Raw genomic sequence first — 6706 nt, 5'->3', positions numbered from 1 at the left:
CGTAGGAAAGGGTAATATAAAATGAACTGGAAAAAAGGCGGATTATGGGTTATTATTTTTTTTGTTGTAAAAGGCACGATTTCTACACTTTTAATCGTTACAGGTGCTAAATATTTTGATTTATCATTTATGCAACTTATCTTATTAATTCTGACCTTATTAGTGATTTCTCTAATAAGTCGAAAATTGCTGTATAGACATAAACAAAACAAAAAGCAAAAAGAGCTAAATATATAAGGAAGCCCCAGAGACCGTTGGATTTCTGGGGTTTTATTTTGATAGTTTTTTCGCATGTATATCAATTTAACAGAATAGGTTGTCCAAAATGATAAAATCGATGATGTTTAAAATGCGTCAGTTATTTTTAACAACGATTGATACCCGTATTTCTACAATCTATATAAATGGCTCAAGCTTCACATCTTATGAATTCCTTGAAGCGCTAAACTTAAGCAAAATAATGAACTATGGAAGAAAGTTGAGGGAGCCAATCGCATATGTTTTATTGAAAGGATGTGATTGAATTATGGAACGGCCGAATTGGGGAATTGGAGGATTAGTATTCGTTGGCTGTATGTTTCTTGGTGGAGGAGTGGGATCTATGTTAGGTAATGCCCAAACTGGATGGCTAATAGGAATGGGCGCTGGATTTCTTGGTATGGCTTTAACGAGACTGTTCAGAAAATAATGTAACTGGGATTCTTCTTCTGGTAAATAAGGAAATATGTAAGTAAGTCATGACATAAGAGTTCTATAAATTATAGTTAGAATCTTCTCTTTTGTATTTGTTTTTTCTAAATTTCTCCATACATAGATACGATTCTCAAGTCGGAGGATAGCACCTTAGGGTGTCTTTTTTATGCTTTTTAAAAATGTCTTACCATATAATAGCTGAGTTTTGCTTTCAGTCTCCGATGCCCATTAAGCATAGAATAAAAATTCTGCACCATTTAAACTCTGATAACAATTCATACAATCAAGAATAATTGAGTTAATAGCTTTCGGTAGATTGCCATCATTTTTTTTATAATAGATTAGATTCATTGCCGTTTCAGACCTATGTATGAATTCATAATCTAATAGTAAAAGGAGGAATGATTAAAGGTATGGCGGTTAATGAGGAATCAATTTGTCAACAGTTTGCAAGAATCATTGGCGGTCAAGAAGGATTCGCCGGTGGGAAATGCGTGGCAACAATAAACCGAGATGAAATACGAGCAACAATCTTAGGAAAACGTTTTAGAGTAACAACTTCCTTTTCATTCGAATCACGAGACAATAAAACCGGACGGGCATTATGCCTAGGCCGAGTAGCACTCTTACAAAAAGAAGTCACTGAATTTGTGGCGACAATTATTAAACAAGGAATAATCGTTTCGTCTATACACAATGAGTGGTTATGTGATGATCCAAATTTAATTTACGTTAATATCGAAGACGTTGATGATCCACTAAATTTTGCAAGAAAAGTGAGAAGAGCGTTATGCACGTAATCAATTTCTTTAGTTAAACGAGTCATTATATTAAATTGAAAAGTTCAGCGTGTTGGATGGTTTTATAAAACGAAAGAAGGTGTTTCATATTTGGAATGCCTTTTCTTTATGTTTTCGTTACTAATGTGGGTGGTTAACTGATTACATGCTGTTTATCTTGCAACAGCAAGAAAACTGGATGAGGTATCTTTAAAGGTGTTTGACTGTCTATAGATACCATATTTTATCAAATGTTATTAGCATATCATAAAACGATAAGGGAGAAATCGCCAGAGAAATACGTCAAATTAGTCATTCCTTCTATAATCTAAAGGGACGATTTGGTTTTCGAAAAATAATAGGTAAATCATTTGACAATTAAAATAATCTACTTTAATATATGTGCCATAGCATATATATGGTGAAACAAATACATTCATTGTGAATGATTGACTGGTATGCTGTATCCTTTTATATCTTAATTTATAGAGGTGATATATGAACTTACATGATTTAATAGGCTATCTTGTTCACCGTACTGATGTGAAAATGACCAATTATTTTACGAAGAAATTAAAGCCGTATGGAGTTACGCCAGAGCAGTGGGGGATTATTAGTGTTCTTTGTAGCCAAAGGAGCACTACTCAAAAAGAGTTGGCGGAAGCTATTGATAAAGATCAAACTACTGTTGTTAGAATGATACAGTCAATGGAGAGAAAAGGGATTGTAAGGAAGGCTTTGAATGACCAAGATAGGCGTTCACATAACCTTTTTTTAACTGAAAAAGGCGACGAGCTAAAGAAAACAATCTTGCCTGTAGTGAAAGACGCTCACCATTTCGTTACGAGTAATTTGAGCGAGGAAGAAATTAAAGTATTACAATCGTTATTAAACAAATTGTATGATACACACTATTAATATTTGTTCCTTATTGATGCTATGCTATTCATAAGGAACAAACTTTGTTTTAGGTATTATATATGCTGTAGCATATAATTTTTTGTTTGGACGAATGGGAAGATAACTTTATTTTGTATGATATCTGATTCAGGGTCACTTTTTTGCTTAGTACCAGTCAAATTTTTTATATTATATATGCTATAGCATGTAATTTCTGGCCCTTTAATATTGAAAAGGGTAATGTAAATTGAAGCGACTTCCATACGGGTAATCTCAGGAAATAGGATAAAGGTAGTGACTACTATCTGAACAATACTGAGTTTTTACCAAATAATAAGAAAGGTGTGATTACTATTTTAATTTTCATCAATATTGTAAAAGTAGTGTTGTTTCTGTTCTTTTTAATGACAGGAACGAAAATTATATCCGGGAAAATGGCAGATGAGTTCAAACGATTTGGTTTACCTTCGTTTTTTAATTTCTTAACTGGAGCTTTTGAGATTGTAGGAGCGATTGGAATGTTGATAGGAATCTGGATTCCAGTAATAGCTTTATGGGCAGGAGTGTTATTAGCTGGTACGATGCTTGCAGCCGCATTAACTCTAATTGTATTAGCGAGAGATCCCTTTAAGAAAGCGATACCTGCACTTGTTTTGTTTGTCCTTAGTTTAGGGATAAGTTTGTATCACATTTTTTAAAAATAACCGAAAACTATTAAACTTTCACTTTATGCGTTCAAGTTACTATCATTATGTGATTATTTTACAAATAGGGGGATTCTCAAATTAGTGCTTGAATAATAATAGCAATACGGATTTAGACATTACTATCATTTGAATCATAATCAGTAAAAGAACGGGAAGAATTTTATATTAAAATAGGAGTGAGTGAAGGTGGCATATTTACTACAAGTTGATTTTCCGTTTGAAGGTCCTTTTGGTGAAGAAATGGAAAAAACATTTTGGGATTTAGCAAATAGTATTAACGAAGAAGAAGGATTTCACTGGAAAATATGGACTGAGAATGAAGAAAAAAAAGAAGCTGGAGGCATTTATGTATTTGAGGAAAAACAAGATGCTGAAAAATACGCTGAAATGCACAAGAACAGACTTGAAGCAGTTGGTGTTAAAGATATTAGAGTAAGAATTTTTAACATCAATGAAAAATTAACGGAACTGAATCGTGGGTATATTAAATAATTTCGACAGTCGGAGCAAGCGTAAAAAGGAGGGGGGATAATCCCCTCTTTTTTAATTCTTAAATTGACGGTGAGGGGACTTGCACAAAAAAATCCCTATATAAATAGGGATTTGTATATCGGTATATTGTTCCTTGGAAAAGGATGTATGAAGTGTAATATATGAGAGTTCTTACATTTGTGAAAGTGATGTAAAAGTACTTTAAATAAATTTTATTGAAATAATTTCTTCTCCTTTAATTCTTTCAGTCTGCTTTTTCTTAACGTTCCATGCCCATCAAGCTAAGAAAACAGATGAACCCAAAAACAAAAAAACTTCGCAAAATTTGTGAGAGAAAAGGAGAGATAAAGGTATTTTAACCTTATCTCTCTTTTTCTATATTAATTTATTTTCAGGTAAGGAGTTGATTAGTTATTACTAGTAATAAGAACGTGAAGAAGTGTTGATGCCGGGTTGGAACTGTTGTAAAGGTTGAGGGGGATGCAAGGAAATATCAGAGATGTGCATGATGATTTGGCGCAGGGGTATTAATCCATCTTCTATGAAATCGTGGGATTATATAAGCAGTTATTATCCTGGGGATTTTAAAATAAAACCTACCTAATTATAGAAGTGATTTGAACGTAAGGAAATTGTAAGAAATGCATAAGAAAAAAGAAATTTTTATTATGTAGGATACAAATATAGAGAAGCACAAAAGAGGGAGGATAAATAGGATTTATTTATACGAAAACCAAACTAGTAATAAGTACATTCTAAATAAAAAAATCATTTATGGTACTAACATACATGTGAAAAAGAGAGGTTTTACCGTTTGTTACGACAGTAGGGATAAAGCCAGAATAGTAGTTTATGTGATGTTTGTAATTGAACAAATAAAAGATGAAATTAATCATTTATCTAAGGAGGCATTTTTTTATGGAAAATAAATTATCTGGGGTGTTAGCCGCTACTTTGGCTCTAACGATGAGCCTGCCAACAGGAGCGATAGCGTCTTCTAGCAGTAAGGCTCCGGTTGTATCTAGCCAAGAAGTTGCTAGCAAAGATTTAGAGAAGATTGCTGCAGAGAACGCTGAACTACTCACGAAGTCCTATGAGACGACTAGCGTGCAGTATGCGCTGATTGATAATGGTAAACTTATTTTGTCGGGGCAGACAGGCAAGAACGACATAGAAGGGAAAGAACCATTAACTAAAGATACTTTATACGGAATTGGTTCAACCAGTAAAGTATATACAGCAGCGGCTGTTATGAAACTAGTAGACGAAGGAAAAGTTGATTTGGATGCTCCTGTTACTGGCTATATTCCTGAGTTCAAAATGAAAGATAAACGATATAAACGCATTACACCGCGTATGCTGTTGAATCACTCCTCAGGTTTGCAAGGTTCGACGTTCAATAATGCATTTTTATTTAAAGATAATGATGCTTATGCCCATGATATCTTGTTGCAACAATTGTCCAACCAAAACTTGAAGGCAGACCCTGGCGCGTTTTCAGTATACTGTAATGACGGTTTTACGCTGGTTGAGATCTTGGTAGAAAGAGTCAGCGGTATGAGTTTTACTGAATTTCTACATCAAAAGTTTACAGAGCCATTAAAACTGAATCAAACGATAACATCGCAAGACAAATGGGAAGACGAAAAGCGGGCTGGACAGTATTCTCCGACATACCAGGGACAGCTTCCAAGTGAAATGGTAAATGTGATTGGTACGGGAGGAATCTCCTCTACTGCAGAAGATGTGGTGCGATTCTCACAAATATTTATGGGACTGGGAAAAGAAATTCTCTCTAATAAAGCAGTCAAGGCGATGGAACAAGAAGAATATAAAAAAGGAATGTGGCCAGGAGATAGCGGAAATATGTTCAACTATGGTCTTGGCTGGGATAGCGTGAAACTATACCCATTCAGTGAATATGGGATAAAAGCGTTGACTAAGGGTGGGGATACGATGCTGCAACATGCTACATTGGTCGTGCTTCCAGAACAGAAGATGGCAGCAGCTGTATTGTCCTCCGGTGGGAGCAGCATGACAAATCAACTGTTGGCAAATAAATTACTGCTAGCTAGGCTTAAAGAGAAAGGGGCAATTAAGGATATAAAACCAGATAAATCCTTCGGCAAGCCAGTCAAGGCTAAAGTGCCTCAAGATGTGGTAAAAAAAGCAGGATTGTATGGAAATATCCAAAGCCATTTCAAAATAGAGATTACGAAGAAGGGAGAACTGTTTTTACCAACTAAACCGGAAGAAAAATATGTATATACGGCGGATGGAAGCTTTATAAATGAAAAGGGTACTTCCAAGCTTAACTTCGTCACTGAGAAGAATGGAAAAGTTTATTTAAGAGAGAGCACATATGAATTATCACCGGGATTGGGGCAAAATGTGCTGACTCACTATTTAGCTCAGAAATTAGAAAACAATGTGTTACCGAAGAAAACAGCTGCTGCATGGGCGAAGCGCGAGGGCGGCAAGTTCTACCTTGTTAACGAAAAATTTAATTCTATAAATTATCTAGGACAACAAATACCTCTTAACACACAAATTACGATCAAGGATGGTTATTGGGACGGCAAAAAAATTACAGGTCCGAATACGGCGACGCATCAAATTCAGATTCCTGTGATGAATGGGAGGGATACGAAGGAAGCTCATTTCTATACAGAGAATGGTACTGAATATATGGAGATGGCCAGCTTTTTATACGTCAGTGAATCTAACGTAAAATCCCTTGATGCAGGTCAATTATCGAAAGTTACACTGCAAAAAAATGGGCATGCGAAATGGTTTACGATTCCGCAAGAGGCAGCAGGGAAAACAATGAATGTGGAGTTGCCATCAGGAAGTTCATTCGCGGTGTATGATGGGAATGGAGTATGCGTCAATTTTAGCGTTGTTAGTAATAATAACAAAGTGAAACTACCAGAGAACGGAACGGTTGTATTTGCTGGCGCACCGAACTCCGAATTTACAGTCACATTGAACTAGCTACAACTCGGGATAGACTTCAATAAAACAGTGCGACATGGAAAAGATATTTTATTTGTATCTTAAGTATTACCTTAAATGATATTACACTTAAATTCTTAGCTTAATAGCAATGGGATAGCACCACATGTCTACTAACCT

General features: G+C 35.3%; 7 protein-coding genes. All 7 read left to right on the top strand.

Translation table 11 applies throughout. From position 1 onward, the window contains the following. Positions 1-21: 21 nt before the first annotated feature. The 7 genes from ACQGS6_RS20600 to ACQGS6_RS20570 all read left to right on the top strand — a co-directional run bounded on the left by ACQGS6_RS20600 (position 22) and on the right by ACQGS6_RS20570 (position 6565). Entirely contained in the window at positions 22-237 is a 216-nt protein-coding gene (locus ACQGS6_RS20600) for a hypothetical protein (RefSeq protein WP_001104104.1), read from the top strand. A gap of 289 nt (positions 238-526) precedes the next feature. After that, on the top strand, positions 527-688 hold the full coding sequence (locus ACQGS6_RS20595; RefSeq protein WP_000441008.1) for a hypothetical protein: 162 nt from the start codon (positions 527-529) through the stop codon (positions 686-688). A 418-nt stretch (positions 689-1106) separates the two neighbouring features. Then, a complete protein-coding gene (locus ACQGS6_RS20590; protein ID WP_001986336.1) occupies positions 1107-1493 on the top strand; it encodes a DUF1259 domain-containing protein in 387 nt (128 codons plus the stop codon). 477 nt (positions 1494-1970) lie between these two features. After that, a complete protein-coding gene (locus ACQGS6_RS20585) occupies positions 1971-2390 on the top strand; it encodes a MarR family winged helix-turn-helix transcriptional regulator (protein ID WP_001048566.1) in 420 nt (139 codons plus the stop codon). A 329-nt stretch (positions 2391-2719) separates the two neighbouring features. Further along, on the top strand, positions 2720-3070 hold the full coding sequence (locus ACQGS6_RS20580) for a DoxX family protein (RefSeq protein WP_029960785.1): 351 nt from the start codon (positions 2720-2722) through the stop codon (positions 3068-3070). A 195-nt stretch (positions 3071-3265) separates the two neighbouring features. Further along, entirely contained in the window at positions 3266-3571 is a 306-nt protein-coding gene (locus ACQGS6_RS20575) for a monooxygenase (RefSeq protein ID WP_000323774.1), read from the top strand. Between the two features lie 918 nt (positions 3572-4489). After that, the gene (locus ACQGS6_RS20570; RefSeq protein ID WP_426965511.1) at positions 4490-6565 is read left to right on the top strand and encodes a serine hydrolase domain-containing protein; all 2076 of its coding nucleotides are present in this window, start codon (positions 4490-4492) and stop codon (positions 6563-6565) included. Positions 6566-6706: the final 141 nt, after the last annotated feature.

Source organism: Bacillus sp. GMs2/2 (genome assembly GCF_050172095.1).
In the GTDB taxonomy this organism is placed as follows: Bacteria; Bacillota; Bacilli; order Bacillales; family Bacillaceae_G; genus Bacillus_A; species Bacillus_A cereus.
The sequence above is the reverse complement of the archived record's forward strand: the minus strand, read 5'-3'. Positions and strand labels throughout refer to the sequence as shown.

Coding starts and splice junctions, on each gene's coding strand:
- ACQGS6_RS20600 (WP_001104104.1), top strand. CDS start 22: ATGAACTGGAAAAAAGGCGGATTATGGGTTATTATTTTTTTTGTTGTA.
- ACQGS6_RS20595 (WP_000441008.1), top strand. CDS start 527: ATGGAACGGCCGAATTGGGGAATTGGAGGATTAGTATTCGTTGGCTGT.
- ACQGS6_RS20590 (WP_001986336.1), top strand. CDS start 1,107: ATGGCGGTTAATGAGGAATCAATTTGTCAACAGTTTGCAAGAATCATT.
- ACQGS6_RS20585 (WP_001048566.1), top strand. CDS start 1,971: ATGAACTTACATGATTTAATAGGCTATCTTGTTCACCGTACTGATGTG.
- ACQGS6_RS20570 (WP_426965511.1), top strand. CDS start 4,490: ATGGAAAATAAATTATCTGGGGTGTTAGCCGCTACTTTGGCTCTAACG.